This is a genomic window from Shewanella sp. SM23 (genome assembly GCF_025654295.1).
Classification (GTDB): domain Bacteria; phylum Pseudomonadota; class Gammaproteobacteria; order Enterobacterales; family Shewanellaceae; genus Shewanella; species Shewanella oncorhynchi.
The window spans coordinates 19,079-36,719 of record NZ_JAKKRM010000016.1 but is presented as its reverse complement, the minus strand read 5'-3'; the positions used below and the strand labels follow the sequence as shown (position 1 = coordinate 36,719).

General features: G+C 46.1%; 17 protein-coding genes. All 17 read left to right on the top strand.

The window, feature by feature from the left end; genetic code table 11:
- Positions 1 to 55: 55 nt before the first annotated feature.
- A complete protein-coding gene (locus L5L98_RS17260) occupies positions 56 to 934 on the top strand; it encodes an MSHA biogenesis protein MshI (RefSeq protein ID WP_263142551.1) in 879 nt (292 codons plus the stop codon).
- The gene (locus tag L5L98_RS17255; protein WP_263142549.1) at positions 931 to 1,533 is read left to right on the top strand and encodes a fimbrial assembly protein; all 603 of its coding nucleotides are present in this window, start codon (positions 931 to 933) and stop codon (positions 1,531 to 1,533) included. Before L5L98_RS17260 ends, L5L98_RS17255 begins: the two co-directional genes overlap by 4 nt.
- Positions 1,530 to 2,180 carry an MSHA biogenesis protein MshJ gene (locus L5L98_RS17250; RefSeq protein WP_263142548.1) on the top strand — a complete coding sequence of 217 codons (651 nt, stop codon included), beginning with the start codon at positions 1,530 to 1,532 and terminating at the stop codon, positions 2,178 to 2,180. Before L5L98_RS17255 ends, L5L98_RS17250 begins: the two co-directional genes overlap by 4 nt.
- Entirely contained in the window at positions 2,167 to 2,487 is a 321-nt protein-coding gene (locus L5L98_RS17245; RefSeq protein ID WP_263142547.1) for an MSHA biogenesis protein MshK, read from the top strand. The genes L5L98_RS17250 and L5L98_RS17245 overlap by 14 nt, the downstream gene beginning before the upstream one ends.
- Before the next feature lie 14 nt (positions 2,488 to 2,501).
- Positions 2,502 to 4,181, top strand: coding sequence for a pilus (MSHA type) biogenesis protein MshL (gene mshL, locus L5L98_RS17240; protein ID WP_263142546.1), 1,680 nt, complete (start codon positions 2,502 to 2,504; stop codon positions 4,179 to 4,181).
- A gap of 6 nt (positions 4,182 to 4,187) precedes the next feature.
- A complete protein-coding gene (locus tag L5L98_RS17235) occupies positions 4,188 to 5,096 on the top strand; it encodes an ExeA family protein (protein WP_263142544.1) in 909 nt (302 codons plus the stop codon).
- Positions 5,093 to 6,382: a tetratricopeptide repeat protein gene (locus tag L5L98_RS17230; protein WP_263142542.1), complete on the top strand. Its 1,290-nt coding sequence runs from the start codon at positions 5,093 to 5,095 to the stop codon at positions 6,380 to 6,382. Before L5L98_RS17235 ends, L5L98_RS17230 begins: the two co-directional genes overlap by 4 nt.
- Positions 6,379 to 8,139 (top strand): GspE/PulE family protein, encoded by a 1,761-nt coding sequence (locus L5L98_RS17225; RefSeq protein ID WP_263142541.1) that lies wholly within the window; start codon positions 6,379 to 6,381, stop codon positions 8,137 to 8,139. The genes L5L98_RS17230 and L5L98_RS17225 overlap by 4 nt, the downstream gene beginning before the upstream one ends.
- A gap of 2 nt (positions 8,140 to 8,141) precedes the next feature.
- Positions 8,142 to 9,362 carry a type II secretion system F family protein gene (locus L5L98_RS17220; protein ID WP_263142540.1) on the top strand — a complete coding sequence of 407 codons (1,221 nt, stop codon included), beginning with the start codon at positions 8,142 to 8,144 and terminating at the stop codon, positions 9,360 to 9,362.
- Positions 9,363 to 9,405: 43 nt separating this feature from the next.
- Positions 9,406 to 9,900 carry a hypothetical protein gene (locus tag L5L98_RS17215; RefSeq protein WP_011918575.1) on the top strand — a complete coding sequence of 165 codons (495 nt, stop codon included), beginning with the start codon at positions 9,406 to 9,408 and terminating at the stop codon, positions 9,898 to 9,900.
- A 76-nt stretch (positions 9,901 to 9,976) separates the two neighbouring features.
- Complete coding sequence (locus tag L5L98_RS17210; protein ID WP_014609755.1) at positions 9,977 to 10,594, top strand: prepilin-type N-terminal cleavage/methylation domain-containing protein; 618 nt, start codon at positions 9,977 to 9,979, stop codon at positions 10,592 to 10,594.
- Positions 10,595 to 10,702: 108 nt separating this feature from the next.
- On the top strand, positions 10,703 to 11,215 hold the full coding sequence (locus tag L5L98_RS22405; RefSeq protein ID WP_317633965.1) for a type II secretion system protein: 513 nt from the start codon (positions 10,703 to 10,705) through the stop codon (positions 11,213 to 11,215).
- Between the two features lie 277 nt (positions 11,216 to 11,492).
- On the top strand, positions 11,493 to 11,981 hold the full coding sequence (locus tag L5L98_RS17200; RefSeq protein WP_011918577.1) for a type II secretion system protein: 489 nt from the start codon (positions 11,493 to 11,495) through the stop codon (positions 11,979 to 11,981).
- Positions 11,971 to 12,519: a type II secretion system protein gene (locus L5L98_RS17195; protein WP_011918578.1), complete on the top strand. Its 549-nt coding sequence runs from the start codon at positions 11,971 to 11,973 to the stop codon at positions 12,517 to 12,519. Before L5L98_RS17200 ends, L5L98_RS17195 begins: the two co-directional genes overlap by 11 nt.
- Positions 12,519 to 13,388 carry a PilW family protein gene (locus L5L98_RS17190; RefSeq protein ID WP_263142537.1) on the top strand — a complete coding sequence of 290 codons (870 nt, stop codon included), beginning with the start codon at positions 12,519 to 12,521 and terminating at the stop codon, positions 13,386 to 13,388. The genes L5L98_RS17195 and L5L98_RS17190 overlap by 1 nt, the downstream gene beginning before the upstream one ends.
- On the top strand, positions 13,378 to 13,869 hold the full coding sequence (locus L5L98_RS17185; protein ID WP_263142535.1) for an MSHA biogenesis protein MshP: 492 nt from the start codon (positions 13,378 to 13,380) through the stop codon (positions 13,867 to 13,869). The genes L5L98_RS17190 and L5L98_RS17185 overlap by 11 nt, the downstream gene beginning before the upstream one ends.
- The gene (locus tag L5L98_RS17180) at positions 13,859 to 17,593 is read left to right on the top strand and encodes a DUF6701 domain-containing protein (RefSeq protein ID WP_263142533.1); all 3,735 of its coding nucleotides are present in this window, start codon (positions 13,859 to 13,861) and stop codon (positions 17,591 to 17,593) included. The genes L5L98_RS17185 and L5L98_RS17180 overlap by 11 nt, the downstream gene beginning before the upstream one ends.
- Positions 17,594 to 17,641 lie beyond the last annotated feature (48 nt).

Sequence of the window (17,641 nt, the reverse complement as noted above, 5' to 3'; positions counted from 1 at the left end):
TTTGTGCGAAAGAGACTACTCAAGCTTTTAAATTCAGTTGGTTATAGGCATCTTTATGGAAAAAAGTCTTATAGGTCGATTAGCCTTTTGGCAGAAGAGAACAGAACCGACTAGCCTTGGTGTCTATGTCTGCGCCGATAAATTATGGGTGTACGCACCTGCCCAAAAAGAGAATGCTGAGCAGTGGTTACCCTTTGAGCTGAAAGATGAGCACTGGTCATTGGCGTTTGCTGCTGTGGCTAAATCCTTTCCCAATGCACAGTTACAGCTGATTTTGGCTTCCGGCCTTTATCAATTACTGCTGACCGATAAACCGAATGTCGATACTGTCGAGTTATCCCAAGCTTTGCTGTGGTCAATTAAAGACATGGTCACGCTACCTGTACCGCAAATCCATTTGGATTACTTTGAGTCACCCATTCCGAGTAATAAAATCAATGTTGTGGTGGTGGATAAAGCTAAGTTAGTGAGCATGGTGCAGGCCATTCATGAACAAGATTTACAACTTTTCGGTATTAGTATCGAAGAGTTAGCTGTGACTAACCTATTTAATGATGACAACCAAGCGCGTCTGGTGGTGAGCCATAATCCCGGTCAAGAATTGCTACTGACTGTGGTTAAGCAAGGTCAGCTGTATATGCAGCGTCGCGTGCGCGGATTTACTCAATTGGATAAGACTCAAGCGGATGAGTTAAGTTATGGCATGGCAGACAATTTAAGCTTAGAAATTCAGCGTTCTATGGATTATTTTGAAAGTCAATTGAGACAGGCTCCGGTATCTTCTATCGAACTCCTCGCCGATGGTGCCGTGGATGCTTTAGCTAAGTTAGTCTCGGCAAACTTCAATCAAGCTGTGAATGTCATTGATAAAAGCTGTGTTGGCGCGCGAATGGCGGGATTAGCCTTTGCTGAATTTTATCGAGGTACTGAGTGATTAAATACCGAGTCAATCTTTACACTCCTTCATTATTGCCCCCGAAGCAAGGATTAACCTTTGCGCGTTTAAGTGCTTACGCCTTGGTTTTTGCGATCTTATTTGCGGTTTTAGGAGGTTATAGCTACTGGCAAGTCAGTGAGTTACAACAGGCCCAGCAGTTGGCTGCCCAACAAAAGCAGCAATTCGATACCCAAAAACAGGCATTAGAAGCACAAATTGCTGCGCGTAAACCCGATGCCGACCTTGTTGCGCGAGTCGATTTAGCGGCACAACAGTTAGAGCTGAAGCAATTACTCATGGGAGAATTGAGTCTTAGGACTTCTTTAACTAGCCGTGGTTTTGCGCCAGTTCTTAAAGATTTAGCCGTCGTGTCGGATGTGAGTGTTTGGCTTAGTCATATCGTCATTAATGAGCAAGATTTTATGTTCGAAGGTTTTGCCGACCATCCTCAAAGCATTCCGCAGTGGATTGGCAAACTTAAAACTACGCAGACTTTAAAGGGGCAAGCTTTCTCGTCGATGAGCATGGATCGCGGTGAAGATAAACCTTTGGCCTTTACCTTGAAAAGCGATAACAAGGAGGAAGCCGCGCAATGAAGCAAAAGTTAGCCCAATTAGGACAACAGTTTGATGCGCTAAGTCGCCGTGAGCGAGTGTTGATCTCAGTCGCCATTCTGGCCGTGGTCGGCATGCTGAGTTATTTACCTTTAGAGTCCCTGTGGAAAACCCATGTGGCTGTTTCACAACAGCTAAAAGCCTTAGAGCAGGAAAACGCGATTTCGGCTCAGCAGATTGACTTGTATCAGCAACGTTTAGCGTTAGATCCCAATCAAGATTACCAACAGCGTTTAGTGCTGTTGCAGCAACAGAATCAAGCCCTAGATGCCCAACTCGATGAGCAGATGGTGGATATGGTGCCGGCAGACTATATGCCGCAGTTGCTGGGTAATTTACTGGGACAAGTGCAAGGGATTAAATTAATTAAGTTTATGTCGATAGCGCCCATCCCTTTATTACCTGTGGGTGAAGAGAAAAAACTCAATCTATATAACCATGGTATTCGCTTGAGTCTAGAGGGCGATTATTTTTCTGTGTTGCGCTTTGTGGAAGCCGTTGAGGCCATGCCAGATAAACTTTATTGGAAGCGTCTCGACTATAAAGTCGCAGAATATCCAAAAGCGACCATTGAGATTGAACTTTATACCTTGAGTATTAATAAGGACTTTATCAGTGTTTCTAAATAAGTCTTATATTATCAGTGTGTTGTTGTTGGTTAGTAGCCCTATGGTGTATGCGGAATCGCTGCGCGACCCGACTTTGCCCGGTAAAGGCTTTGCTGTGCAGGGTCATGCGAGTCAAACGCAGGATCAGGCGCTTGTACTTAACAGCATAGTAAGCTCAGGAAACACGGCTTATGCTGTGATAAATAACAAGATATTGTCAGTTGGTGACAGCGTTCAGGGGCTGAGTATCGTTAAAATTACCCCCACTTATGTATCGCTGTCCGATGGACGGAAATTGACATTGTTTCAAGCAATAACAGAGAGATAGGGAATACACCTCAGATGAAAGCGATTAAATACTTTACACCTCTGCTCTCACTTTGCCTTGTGGCGTGTCAGACCACAAATAGGCCACAGCCGGAGGCGAGTAAGGCGGAATTAGCGGCCTCAATGGCGACGGCAACGGCATCAACGACGCCACCGCCTGCGACTATGCCGGATGCGGTTCAGCGGGAATTGAATTCAGGCGCATTGCTATCAGGTTTGACCCCCACGTTGGAAACTGAGCGTCGTTTCGATGTATCAGCCCACGATGTTGATGCTAAAGTATTTTTTCCAAGCTTAGTCCAAGGTACACCACTGAGTGTCGCCGTACATCCTGACGTGCAAGGTACGATTTCATTATCCCTTAAAGGTGTGACGTTAACTGAAGCAATTCAAGTGGTTGAAGATATCTACGGTTACGAAGTGAGCCGTGAAGGGCGCATTCTAAGAGTGTTCCCAGCTGGAATGCGTACTGAGACGTTTCCGCTGAATTATCTTTATATGGAGCGTGACGGCTTATCTGTGACGTCAGTGAGTTCTGGACGCATTTCCGATAGCAATAATTCCAATAGTAATTCGAACAATAGCAACTCAAATAACAATGGTTCGAGTAATAATAATTCCAACAGCAGTAACGGCAACAACTCCAGCAGTAATGGCAGCAGCGATAGCAGTAACGGAACATTTATTCGCTCGCGCACTAAGACTGATTTTTGGGGCGAGCTGAAAGAAACGCTGACAGCGATTATTGGTGACACAGGAAATGGGCGGCAAGTGGTGGTTACGCCACAGGCGGGTTTAGTGACCATTCGTGCTTTTCCTAGTGAATTACGCCAAGTGCGTACTTTCTTAAATTCCGCAGAAAGTCATTTGCAGCGCCAAGTGATTTTAGAAGCGAAGATCCTCGAAGTCACCTTATCCGATGGTTATCAGCAAGGTATCCAATGGGATAATGTGCTGGGACATGTTGGCAATACGAATGTGAATTTTGGAACATCAGCGGGCCCTGGTTTAAACGATAAAATCACCTCGGCGATTGGTGGTGTGACCTCGCTGAGTATTAAAGGTTCTGACTTTACGACCATGATCAACCTATTAGATACCCAAGGTGATGTGGATGTATTGTCTAGCCCAAGGGTGACTGCATCGAATAACCAAAAAGCGGTGATCAAAGTCGGTACTGATGAGTACTTTGTCACTGATGTTTCATCGACCACAGTAGCGGGTACAACGCCTGTGACCACTCCACAAGTCGAGCTTACGCCATTTTTCTCGGGCATTGCCTTAGACGTTACGCCGCAAATTGATAGTGACGGCAATGTGTTATTGCACGTGCATCCATCCGTTATCGATGTGAAAGAGCAGACTAAAGACATCAAAGTGAGTGACGCTTCGTTGGAGCTACCTTTAGCGCAGAGTGAAATTCGTGAGTCTGATACTGTCATCCGCGCCGCCTCCGGTGACGTAGTCATCATCGGTGGCTTGATGAAGAGTGAAAATATTGAAGTGGTATCGCAAGTGCCTTTGTTGGGTGATATTCCTTTCCTCGGTGAATTGTTTAAAAACCGTAGTAAGCAGAAGAAGAAAACCGAGCTTATTATTCTGTTAAAACCTACGGTAGTTGGCGTTGATACCTGGAAAACTGAGTTACAACGTTCTAAGACCTTATTAGATCGTTGGTATCCGGAGACAAAGTAAGCTTCTATGTATCAGAAGCATTTTGGCCTAAGCCAACCTCCATTTTCACTGACACCCAATACCGGATTTTTTTTCGGCCTGTCGCCACATGTGGAAGCCTTGCAAGTGTTGCAAACCGCGCTGCAAACGGGCGAAGGCTTTATCAAGGTGACAGGGGAGGTGGGGACTGGTAAAACGTTGATTTGCCGCAAGCTTATCAACGAATTGCCGAGTCAGTTTCATTGCGCATATTTGCCTAATCCTTATCTCACTCCTACTGAATTACGTTGGGCGGTAGCGAGTGAGCTGGGCCTTAAATACACCAGCAATATCGACCAGCAGCAACTCACTGGACTTATTCAACAGCAGCTTTTAGCCTTGAGCGCCCACGGGCACGCCATCGTATTGGTACTCGATGAAGCGCAGGCATTGCCTGACGACAGTCTTGAGGCGCTGCGGTTATTCACTAATCTGGAAACCGAGACACGCAAATTATTACAGGTAGTGTTATTTGGGCAACCCGAACTCGATGACAGGCTTAAACGCCAAGAATTTAGGCAATTAAGACAGCGTATTACTTTTAGCTACAACCTTCGCCCACTGACATGGGATGAAACCGACGCTTATATTCGCCACCGATTAGCTATCGCTGGGCGTGCGGGCGAATCACTCTTTACATCACGGGAAACACGTCAGATAGCTTATGCGTCCCGAGGGATCCCCAGATTGATCAATATTCTTGCCCATAAAGCCTTGTTATTGAGTTTCGGCGAAGGCGCTACTCGTGTGCAAACCTTCCACGTTAAAGCCGCAATTCAAGACACCGAAGATGCAAGTGTTCGCCGATTATTATCGTGGAAATGGTTGCCTTTTTTCACTTTGATGACAGTGGCTTTCGGTTTGGGATTACAACACTTTTTCAGGGGTGTTGTATGAGCGTGATCAACAAGATGCTGCAGGATCTCGACAAGCGTCAGCAGGGGCATGAGCTCAGCAACGTGGCTCAGCCACAGGTGCAATATTTAGCTCGCAGGCGGACTCCGTTTAACGGGCTGCTGCTCTGTGGTGTGTCATTGCTATTCGGTGGCGCTCTGGTTTATGGCTGGCAATTATTCACAGCAAAGCCTGCAGAAGCGACTATTTTGGCTCAAACAAATGGGCAAAATGAATCTACTCAGACTCAAATCGAGCCTGTGCAGTCTCCAGTAAGCGTCGTTGTCGTCGAAGAACCGCTTAACGTTGCGACTACGCAGGAGTTTACGACTAAGAGTGAAGAGCTTGAACCCAGTGTCGACGACGTTGTACTTAATCAGCCGCAAGAATTTGAATCAGAACATGATGTTGAACAAGAGTCACAACGGCAACAAGATGAGAGCTCAGCACTCGCAGATGACCTAGTCGATACGTCAAGCGAGCCAAGCCATTCACAGTCAAATCGTGTGACATCGAGTGTGCGAAGCGCCGAGGTCACTGCTGCCGCACCCTCTGCATTAATGATGTCAGAACGTGCCAGTGTTGCCGCCGATAATGAACTTAACGCGAGCAATGAGCTTAAAGTACAGGAAGTTAAAGCAGATGCTGGCACTAATCGACTCACGCCCCAACAGCAAGGGCAAATGGCGATTACTGAGGTGAAGTTGACCCCAAAGCAGCTGGCGCAGAAGCGGTTCACCTTAGCGAATGAGGCTGAAAGGGATGGCAAACTCAAAGATGCCATTAGTTATTATGAGCAAACATTAGGCTTTGATCCCAGTATGCATGAAGCGCGCAAGCAGTTAGCTGCGCTGCATTATGGGCAAGGTCAATTAGCCAAAGCCAGTGAAGTGTTACAGCAAGGCATGCTGTTATTCCAACAGCAGTTAGACTTTGCCTTATTGCTTGCTCGGGTTCAGCAAGCCTCTGGTCAGGCTGATCTCGCATTAGTGACGTTAGCCAACATACCTGACACGCATCCGCTGGCGAGACAAAAGTGGATGGCACAATCGGATTTAGCGCAAAAGTTAGGACAGTTTTCGTTGTCAGAACAAGCCTATAGACAATTATTACAACAAGAACCTCAACAGGCTAAATGGTGGATGGGGCTGGCCTATGCGCTCGATTCGCAGCAGCAATTTCCCCAAGCACGCCAAGCCTATCGGACGGCTTTAGGCCATAGAGGCTTATCGGCGCAGGCGAGTGCCTTTATCGAACAACGTTTGACTCAGCTAGGAGATAGCCAATGAAACCCAGATTAAAAATGCGTTTAGGCGATCTGTTAGTTCAAGAAGCCATTATTACCGAAGCCCAGCTACAACAGGCGTTAGGCGAGCAGCGTAATACGGGCAAAAAACTGGGCCGTACCCTCATTGATCTGCAATCGATTACAGAGCATCAGTTGCTGCAGTTCTTGTCGCAACAATTGAATGTGCCTTTGCTTGATATCAGTAAAATGCCGATCCCAGCGGAAGTCGTGCATCTTATTCCTGAGGTGCAAGCCCGACGTTTCCGCGCTTTAGCGGTTGAAGACAGGGGCGATAGCGTACTGGTAGCTATGAGTGATCCTGCCGATTTGCAGGCGCTCGATCATCTCGAAATGCTTATCGCACCTAAGCGTTTGAAGCTAGCGGTAGCGCCTGAGCAGCAACTGCTGCAAGCGTTTGATAACTTATATCGCCGTACAGACCAAATTGCTCAGATCGCCGGTAAGCTCGAAGAAGAATACGCCGCCGATGAGATGTTCGATTTAGCCAGTCTGACTTCGGGCGATAGTGACAATGAAACCACAGTGGTTAAGTTGCTGCAGTCGATTTTTGAAGATGCGGTGCAAATGCGCGCCTCGGATATTCATATCGAACCCGGTGATAAAGCCTTGCGTATTCGCCAGCGTATCGATGGCCAGCTACACGAAACGATTCTGAATGAAGTTAATATTGCCGCGGCTTTAGTATTGCGACTTAAGTTAATGGCTGGACTCGATATTTCTGAAAAACGTTTGCCGCAGGATGGTCGTTTCCACATGGAGATCAAAGGTCATCATATCGATGTGCGTATGTCGACCATGCCGATTTACCATGGCGAATCTGTAGTAATGCGGTTACTCGATCAATCGGCGGGTTTATTGACTCTAAACGAAACCGGTATGCCACCCGCTATTTTGGCGCGTATTCGTAAACAAATTAAACGCCCTCACGGCATGCTACTGGTCACAGGTCCCACGGGTAGCGGTAAAACCACCACCTTGTACGGTATTTTGAGCGAGCTCAATACCGCCGACCGTAAGATCATTACGGTGGAAGATCCGGTTGAATATCAATTGCCGCGGATCAACCAAGTTCAAGTTAACCATAAGATTGGCTTAGACTTTTCCAACGTATTGCGCACCACCTTGCGTCAAGACCCCGATATCATCATGGTGGGGGAAATGCGTGACCAAGAAACCGTGGAGATTGGTCTTAGGGGGGCATTAACGGGTCACTTTGTGCTATCGACCCTGCATACTAACGATGCGGTCACCAGTGCGCTGCGTTTACTCGATATGGGCGCTGCGAGTTATTTAGTTGCTAGTGCCTTAAGGGTGATTATTGCCCAGCGTTTAGTGCGCCGTGTCTGCCATAACTGTGGGGTAGAGTATCAACCGACACCGCAGGAAAAAGCCTGGCTGAGTAGTGTGAGCCGCAAAGATTTTACCCATGCAAACTTTAGAATCGGTACAGGTTGCCAGAGTTGTAATGGCAGTGGTTATCGCGGTCGGATCGGTATTTTTGAAATCCTCGAGTTGGATGAGAAGATGATCGATGCGATGCGTACCGGTAATCCGCAGGATTTTGCCAGAGCCGCGTTGCAGAGCCCGAATTTTACTCCGCTCGCCGAGTCAGCGTTGCAATATTTGAGCGAAGGCATGACGACCATTGAAGAGGTGGCTAAGCTGGTAGAGGATGTGAGTGAATCACAAATACCTTTGTCGAAGGATATTATTAGCCAACAAGGCGTTGAGGCGTAATTATGCCGATTTATCAATACCGTGGTCGCAGTGGTCAAGGCCAAGCTGTTACGGGGCAGCTCGATGCAGCCTCGGAAAGTGCTGCGGCGGATATGCTCTTAGCCCGCGGGATTATTCCCCTCGAAGTTAAAGTGGCTAAAGTCGTTAAATCCTTTTCTGTGACTCAGTTATTTGGCGGTAAAGTCGGTTTAGACGAGTTACAAATTTTCACTCGCCAAATGTACTCTTTGACTCGTTCAGGCATTCCTATTTTACGGGCGATTGCAGGATTATCTGAAACCGCCCATTCTCAGCGGATGAAAGATGCCCTCAATGATATTTCTGAGCAACTTACCGCTGGGCGACCCTTGTCCTCTGCGATGAATCAACACCCTGAAGTGTTTGATTCTTTGTTTGTTTCTATGGTGCATGTGGGTGAAAACACCGGTAAGTTAGAGGATGCATTTATCCAGCTTTCAGGCTATATCGAGCGCGAGCAAGAGACGCGACGTCGAATAAAAGCGGCTATGCGTTACCCCATATTTGTATTAATCGCCATCACCATTGCCATGGTGATCTTGAATATTATGGTGATCCCCAAATTTGCTGAAATGTTTAGTCGCTTTGGGGCCGATTTACCTTGGGCGACCAAAGTGTTAATTGGTACATCAAACCTTTTTGTTAATTATTGGCCCTTAATGCTAGTGGCACTTATCGGAGCCATTGTTGGGATACGTTATTGGCATCATACGGAAAAAGGTGAAAAGCAGTGGGATAAGTGGAAGCTGCATATTCCAGCCGTTGGCTCTATTATTGAGCGTTCAACCCTTTCACGTTATTGCCGCAGTTTTTCGATGATGCTCAGTGCGGGAGTCCCTATGACTCAAGCATTAAGTCTGGTGGCTGATGCGGTGGATAATGCCTATATGCACGATAGGATTGTGGGCATGCGCCGAGGGATTGAATCCGGTGACTCAGTGCTTAGGGTATCGAATCAGAGCCAGTTATTTACGCCCTTAGTACTACAAATGGTCGCAGTGGGTGAAGAAACAGGGCAAATCGATCAGTTATTGAATGATGCTGCCGATTTTTATGAGGGTGAAGTGGATTACGATCTTAAAAATCTCACGGCAAAATTAGAGCCTATTCTTATTGGCATAGTGGCCGTTATCGTATTAGTGCTTGCGCTCGGTATCTATCTCCCTATGTGGGATATGCTCAATGTGGTTAAGGGGGGGAATTAACAGCATGCGCTGCACACCCGCTTATTGCAAAGGATGTGACTAGATGCGAAGTCAGCAGAAGGCTGAAAGCAATCTATTGAACCTCTATGGTCGGATGATCGCGTTAATTGTGGTGTTAACTATGATGGCTATTATCGGTATCAAATATTTTTCAACGATGCCGCAGTTGGCCGCTAGAGGGCTTGAATTAGAGCATACGCGTTTTTTAAATATAGTGGCTATGGTGCGCTCCCAATGGTTATCCCTTGGTAAACCGTCACAGATGAATTTAGACTGGGAAATATTTGATAATCAAAATCAGCAGCTTAAGCCTAGCGTGGTTAAGATGAATACCCTTGGTTGGCCACAACCTCAGCAACGGAATAACCAAGGTTGCCAAGCGTTATGGCAACAGTTAATGGGAACAGAATTAAAAAAAAGCACTCTAATCGGCGCGTATCTTCCTCGGGATAATAGCTGCCATTATCGCTCGCAAAATGGCGATAGCATTGGCTACCAACTGGATTCTGGCAGGGTCATTTTTTTGACGAATCCTTAAAATATTGTTAAGCAGTAGGCTTTTTAAAATGAATTTAACTGTTAGAATGACATGTCTTAAGTATGAGGGTAAGTAAATGAAGACTAAGCAAAATGGTTTTTCATTGATTGAACTCGTTATCGTTATTGTGATTTTAGGCTTATTAGCGGCAACGGCGATCCCACGGTTTTTAAATGTAACCGACGACGCACAGGATGCGAGTGTCGATGGGGTTGCGGGTGGTTTATCCACTGCCGTGAGCTTTGTACGTTCACAGTGGGAAGTGGATGGACGTCGCAATAATAATGTGCTCCTCGATGGTACCTCGGTTAACCTCGATACTCGTTTTGGTTACCCTACTGGAACCTCAGTCACGGATGCGACCGCAATGACGGATGCCAGTTGCCAAGAAGTCTTTAATACCGTGTTGCAGAGTGCTCCACGCAATGTGCTTTACACTCAAGATACCCGTAATCAACGCTATACCGTCAGAGTGATCGATGGTGCGGGCGGCAGTGCGACCTCAATTGCAGGTGCAACGGTAACTGGCTTAGATTTATGTGTTTATCACCAAGTGGCTTCACTGGTGGTCAACCAAACAACGGGGGTCGCGACGCCTACACCCGATTTATCCACGGCAGGTGCTAAGGGCGTGGTCTATAACCCAGGTACAGGCAGAGTATTAAGCTTTACCCAAACCCCATTTACGCCTTAATACCGTATCTAATGTGTAAATGGTTTAATGTGTTTACCCAGTCGTTTATAACTGACATAAATGTCTAAATTGGCTTAACTAACCCAAACGTAGAAAGGTAGTTTTTATATGAAAAGACAACAAGGTTTTACCTTAATTGAATTAGTAGTAGTGATCATCATCTTAGGTATTCTTGCTGTCACCGCGGCACCTAAGTTTATTAACCTGCAAGGCGATGCGCGTGTCTCTGCTCTACAAGGATTGAAAGGTGCAATTCAAGGAGCTAACAGCTTAGTATTTTCAAAAGCTGCATTATTAGGAAAAGAGACAATTGGTAGTACTGATGCTACCACTACCGCTTCTGTTGAAATCAGTAATGGCGTTACGGTTAATGTGAACTATGGTTATTTGCAATCTTTAGCCGCAGAGTTGAAAAAGGCTATGGATTTGAATATTAGTGCGACTACAACAGATAAAGTTGATTGGTATATTGTTGAGGGTGATGATGGTGCAAAAGCTGCGATTATTTATCAAGCAGGTTCTCCTTACGCTACCGATAATACTAAAGAGTGTTATGTTACATACACTCCCGCAACGTCAACTGAAACGCCTAAGTACGATGTTAAATCTGACGATTGTTAGTTCTATGAATATCAAAAGGCCTGCCTAGCAGGCCTTTTTTTTAGATAAAATACATGTGTTATATCGGTTGCAACAAAATGAATTTACTTAGAATTCGCATCCAAATTTATAGCAATTTATTTGCTTTAATCAAATGGTTGGCAGAAACTGAACCTAGAACCTAGAACCTAGAACCTAGAACCTAGAACCTAGAACCTAGAACCTAGAACCTAGAACCTAGAACCTAGAACCTAGAACCTAGAACCTAGAACCTAGAACCTAGAACCTAATATGGACAATGGCTAAATTTTCAATGGCAAAACAGGCGGGATTTACCTTAGTTGAGTTAGTCACAACGGTCATCTTGATTGGGATCCTTTCTGTGACCGTACTGCCGCGTCTGTTTACACAGTCATCCTATAGTGCTTTTAGCTTGCGTAATGAATTTATGGCAGAGCTGCGTCAAGTGCAACAAAGAGCATTGAACAATACCGATAGATGTTATCGGATCGCTGTCTCCAGTGTGGGTTATCAAGTGAGTCAATTTGCGACCCGTGATAATACAGGTTGCACGGGCGCGCCGCTTTCTCCAGAACCGCTATATACCCAAGCCTTTAAAGGTGGTGCTACGCTTGCGTTATCCAGTAGCAATGCCAGTAGTTTTAATATTGATTTTGATATTAATGGTAGACCCTCATTAGCTTGTAATGGTCACTGTATCAAAGTCATCGCCAACGATATTGTAAGCATCAATATCTCGAGCGAGGGATATATCTATGCCAACTAATCCTCGCTTATTCCTTCATAAAATATCGCCACACAAGGGCTTTACCTTAATTGAATTAGTGGTGGGCATGCTGGTGATTGCTATTGCGATAGTGATGCTTAGCAGTATGTTATTTCCCCAAGCGGATCGTGCAGCAAAAACCTTGCATAGGGTGCGAAGCGCCGAACTTGCCCATTCGGTAATGAATGAGATATGGGGTAAAAGATACGATCAAAATACCAATGCCAATGGCGGTGTGCCCGCCTGTGGGAGCCCTTTAGGGATGAGTTGTACCCATGCCGATAAGTTAGGTAAAGATATCGTTTCTGGAATAGTGGAAAGCCGCAATAATTTTAATGATGTGGATGATTACCACGGTTTAAATGAAACCGCGATTATGCTTAACTCCAGCCAAACTTATACCGAGGCTTATCCTAACTATCGTTTAAGTGTCACTGTTGCTTATGGGGCCGTGCCCAATACCAAGTTAGTGACGATTAATGTGACAACGCCTGATAACGAAGTGATTACTTACAATATGGTGAGGAGTAATTACTGATGGCTTCACACTATGCTGTAAATAAAAAATTCGCGCGGGGATTTACCTTAGTCGAGATGGTTACTGTTATCTTGATTCTGGGTATTCTTGTGGTTGGGGTCAGTAGCTTTATTATTTTTGGCACGCGGATTTTTGTCGAGTCGAGTTCGGTCGATCAAGTGCTCAGTCAGAGCCGTTTTGCTGTTGAGCGAGTGACCCGTGAGTTGCGTAGTGCCTTGCCCAATAGCCTGCGGGTTAATACCGATTCGCTAACCTATCAATGTATTGAATTTGTGCCTATCGAAGCCAGTACGACTTATCTAACCATGCCAATAGTGCCAGATGCCGCCGCGAGCACTGGGATAGTTATTCTAGATAATACGGTGAGTGCGATTCGCGTGAATCAATTCGCTTGGATCTATCCCTTGATTGATGCCGATGTGTATAGCAGCGCGAGACAAAAGCGGGCACAGGTTAAAACGATTGCTACTGCGCCTCCCCCTTTGGAGCATCAAGTTACGCTGACTTTTACTTCGCCAACACGTTTTGCAGAAGCATCACCACGACAAAGGATCTATTTTGGTTCGAGCCCAGTGAGCTATTGCTTCGAAAAGGGGCCGAGCGGCAATGAATTACAATTATTGCGTTATGCTGGTTATAGCTTTAATGCCGTTCAGCCAAATCCTGCCGCTATGCCTGCCACTATGGGCACGGGCGTGCTAATGGCGCAAAGTGTGGCAAATGTTTTAAATAATGGTGCTGATTTACCGCTGATTTTAACGCCATCTAGCCTAGTGAATAATGCTATGGTGCATTTACAACCGCGGTTTAATGTAAATGGTGAGACGTTCCAATATCGACATCAAGTGCAGGTGATCAATGTCCCTTAATTTATATCGTCAATCGACAGGTCATCACTCGGTAATGCGAATCTTACCCAGAACATCACTAGCAAGGTTGCAACGAACTGCTTTACCTGCGCGTCAACGCGGCAGTGCATTGATTATTGGCGTGTTTGTGATCACAGTGATGTTTCTACTGGCGTCAGCCCTGATCAATATTGTGCAGGATGGCGATACTGGATTAACCCAAGAGGTGTGGGGGACTCGTGCCTTTGCCGCCGCGAACAGTGGCGCCGATGCCGCATTGGCAACATTATTCCCATTAAATGGTTCAGTTGGCATTTGCCCAGCAACGAGCACTTGGAATCCTCCTAATGTAACCGGTTTCCATGCCTGCACTGTGACCTTGACGTGCAAAGCCTATGCGGTAGGTACCACCACCCAATATCGAATCAACAGTAAAGCGGTATGTGAAAGCGGCGAGACCCGTGTTAGCCGACAAGTTGAGGTAGAAGCTCGTGGGAATTAATCTTTTTTATCGTGCCATATTGGCAGCACTTATCTTGAGTTTTCCCTCGTCAGTGATGGCATTCGACCCTATTGATCAGAGTGTGATTTTTGCCAAAGTTGCTCAAGGGCATCATGGTGATTACTCAAACGTGTGCCGTCAGATATCATCGCCACAATTAATGATAAATGGTAATGGCATCATTAATGGTACTGGTGGTGCTGCATTAGATTATTGCTCGAGTAACGATGGCAGTGGGCTTTCTAATAACAGTTGTGATAACGGTACAGGCGGAGTGCGGAAATGCACTATCGATGGCAGTGATATTCGAGGTTTAAAATTAACTGGGAGTAATGCTTTTTTATCGAGTAGTGGTGCTGGTGGCGGTTATGGTTCTTGTAATACTGGCGAGCAATTAACGCTTGGTGGTAATGGGCAAAGTCAGTTTAGCAGTGTTTCGCTTTATTCTGCTTGTACTCTGACTCTATCGGCAACTCAAAATGAGTATCGATTTAACACTATCGCTATTGGGGGCGGCGCGACACTCGTTTTACCTGAAGGGGACTATTGGGTAGATAGTTTTACTTTGAATCAAGATGCTAAGGTGATTTTGCAAGGCAATGTCCGCATTTTTATAAAGCAACAGTTTGAATTAAATGGCAGTAAATTCAATGAAAATAATGCTGCTTCTGCTCTTATTATTGGTTATAGCAATATTCAGCTAAATAGTGATGCTGTACTCAATGGGCGAGTTTATAGCGATGCAACATTAAGTCTAAATAATAACTCGATTATCAATGGCCGAGTCACCAGCCGTTATTTGGTTATGAGTAGTGGTCGTATTAATGATTATGTACCGGTATTACAGTGTTTTAATGACACTTTCTCCCAAAGTGCATTAAGCAGTGATTGGGTCGTATCCCGTAGCAGTGGCACTTTTACTCCATCTATTCGAAGTGGTCGATTACGCTTAACCGAAGCTAAATCTGACCAATCTACGGCATCTACCTATCAAAGACTCTTTCCAGGAAAAGCTAACTTAGTGGAGATCCAGTTTGATCACTATGCCTATGGTGGCAATGGCGCCGACGGCATTGCGGTAGTGTTATCGGATGCTTCTATAACGCCGCAGCCTGGCGCCTTTGGCGGTCCATTGGGTTACGGTTATAAACCTGGTATTAATGGGTTCGCGGGTGGTTGGCTTGGGTTTGGTATTGATGAGTTCGGTAACTTCTCTGGTGAAGGCGGTAGTTCTAATGTCGGCCAGCGACGCCAGTCCGTTGCGGTTCGCGGTTCGGGTGTCGGCACGTCAGGGTATAATTATTTACGCGGCGCTTGTAGTAATGGCACTACTAATACGAACGGTAGTTGCTTATCGCCTGCGGTAGACGGCAATAATGTGTCGCCTGCGCACAGGTATAAAATCACAATTGATTCGCAAGCCGCGAATCAATCTATTGTGAAAATTGAGCGTAATACAGGTTCTGGTTTTGTGACTTTAGTTCCCGCATTTAACGCCGCAGCACAAAATGGTCAGGCGGCCATTCCAAGTGATTTTTTATTGTCTTTAACGGGCTCAACGGGGGGCTCAAATAACAACCACGAAATCGATAACGTGCAAATTTGTGCGTTAAAATCGAATCCTATTGGTGCTCAGATCGATCATTTTGAGTTTGATCATACGGGTCAAGGTCTGACCTGTAATGCTGAGACGGTAACGATTAGAGCCTGTGCAAATGCGAGTTGTAGTCAACTCTTTACTGCACCTCTTAGCGCAACCTTATTACCTGATTCTGTGGCAGATGGCCTATGGGTTGGCGGTAATCAAGTGAGTTTTAGCGGTGGCACAGCGCAACTGCAACTGAGGCGAAATACTCCCGGTGTAGTGACTTTAGGGGTGAAGGGCTCTAATCCCACCACCAAACCCTTAAGCAAAACCCTTTGCCGTATTGGTAATGGTGGCTTGAGTGAAAACAATTGTTCACTCACCTTTGCCGACAGTGGTTTTGTATTCGATGTACCCGATAAGCGTGCGAATCGCCCCGAGCAAGTGTTAGTCAAAGCGGTGAAAAAATCCGATGTGACGAAGCAGTGTGTCCCAAGCTTCCAAAGCCAGACCAAAACGCTGAATTTCTGGAGCAGTTACCAAACGCCAAGCGCGCCTATCTCGCCTAAAGCCGTCACCATCAACAATACGGCAATTGGCACCTCGAGTGCCTCGCCTACGGCGGTGAACCTGCTGTTTGATACCAACGGACAAGCAAGCATTTCAGTCAATTACCCTGATGCAGGTAAATTACAACTAGATGCAAAATATACAGGGACAGGTGATGAACAGGGCTTAGTCATGGCAGGTTCAGACCAATTTGTCAGCGTACCAGCGGGATTGTGTGTTAAACCTGTGGACGCCAGTGCCAGTTGCCCAAGTGCGAATATGAGCTGCAATGCTTATCGTAAAGCCGGACAAAGTTTCGGCATGACAGTACAAGCGATGGCATGGGAAAAAGATGGCGATCCGGACTTTTGTTCGGGCAACTTGCCCACGCCTAACTTTAGTGATGCGCAGATGAAGCTTGCCAGTAAAGTCGTTGCGCCAAGCATTGCCAACGGCGGACTTGATGGGGCGTTAGGCGTGGCATCATACAGCCACTCGGCGCAGGCCAATAATCTCAATACCATCAGCAATCAGACCATCAGCGAAGTTGGAGTATTCCAAATTGCAGCGCAGGCGAGCCCAAATTATTTAGGGACGGCAAGCAGCTTAAATATTCCAATTGGATATTCAGCTAATATTGGCCGTTTTGTGCCCGATAGATTTTTAGTCAGTAACGTATCGGTCATACCTGCCTGTGGCGGCTTTAGCTATATGGATCAGCTGTTCCCTATGTCGATGGAGCTCAGTGCTTTAAATATCGCGGGGGATATAACGAAAAACTATTTCCCGCCATTTTCCCTCGCCACTGCCAAATTAGTGGGAGAAAATAACAATAATGGTGTCGATTTACAGAGTCGCTTAAGTGCCTTACCTATAAAGGCTGAAAGTTGGAATCAAGGTGTGGCGACGGTCGATGCTTCTTACCAAGCTAACTTTAGTCGGGTGACCCCAAATGTGGCGACGAATCTGTATCAGGATGGTCCCTTCGAGCTGCTCGATATTGGCGTGCAATTGATGGATAACGATCCTCGGCCGAATGGGCTTTACAGCTATGTGGCCTCACCAGACATGGATGCGGCATCTACAGGCACTTGCACTAACTGTAATGCTAAGAGAATCAGCACTCAAACCCTTCGTCATGGTCGTGTGGTGATGGATAACACCTATGGTCCTGAGACAGAAATACTGCGTATGCCGACTCGAGCCGAATATTGGAATGGCAGCAGCTGGGCCTTAAATACTGCCGATAACTGCACAACGGCAGTGTATGCTTTGGGTTCGCAGGTTGATCATTCCGCTCTTGGTTACAATTTTGATCCCGACTTAGTGGCGGGACAAAGTGTTGTGCGTTCTGGCGGGACTGCAACATTCCAAGCTGGCCAATTTGAGTTACTCTGGCAAGCCGTTACAACAAGTGGGTTGCCATACCGCGGCCAAGTGACGGCGCCCTTGGATGTGCCGACATGGCTAGAATGGTACTGGAATTGGAATGGCGTATCGCCAACAGGGGTCACTGAACCGCGGGCAAGTGCGTATTTTGGTCGTTATCGAGGGCATGACAAAATAATCTATTGGCGTGAGGTAAACTAATCTGAGTTATTTCTCTCATTAAATTGAACTCAGGCTTTCCCTTGAAAT